Here is a 575-nt window from a genome sequence, read left to right on the forward strand (position 1 = left end):
AGTGAACGTGGAGGGGAGCAGTCAGGCCCGGGACTTGGCGGCCGCCCGTGCTGCCGCCGCGGTCTTCTTCTTCGCGTCGTACGTCGTCCAGGTCTTGTCACCCATCAACTCCGGCAGCAGATCGGACGAGTGGAACTCCGACAATTGGTGCGGTGCGAGCGCGACCATCATCGCCGTCCACGTGGCCGCGTTCTTCGGAGGCTTGTTCGCCGACAGCATCTCGCGGATGAACTCACGCCTCACGTCGGTAGCGGACTCGGCCAACTTGTTCAGCTCCCGTACCCGGCGACGCTGCACCCGCTTGGCCTCCTCAGCCGCCAGGAGTGCGGCCTCCCGGGCTTCCTCGTCCTCCGGCAGCGGGTTGGTCGGGTTGAACCCGGCAAGTTGAATCGCACGGTTGAACTGGTAGCGGCCGCCGTTGGCCGGGACTAGACCGGCCTCCTCGGCACGCAGCACGTCGAGGAGGTAGAACTGCGGTACGTACACGTCGCGTTCCTCGACCGAGTTCGCGTGCCGCAGTCCTTCCTCCGGTTCGACGTCCGGGTCGTCGAAAGTGTCCCAGTCGATGTCACCCT

The 575-nt window shown here is 65.7% G+C and carries 1 protein-coding gene; it reads right to left on the reverse strand.

Annotation, left to right across the window (positions count from 1 at the left end):
• Positions 1-21 precede the first annotated feature (21 nt).
• Positions 22-575 (reverse strand): hypothetical protein (locus ACFWJO_RS40540; RefSeq protein WP_386873387.1); only part of this gene is annotated, 554 nt, incomplete at its 5' end.

Source organism: Streptomyces sp. NPDC127092 (assembly GCF_042722475.1).
GTDB lineage: Bacteria > Actinomycetota > Actinomycetes > Streptomycetales > Streptomycetaceae > Streptomyces.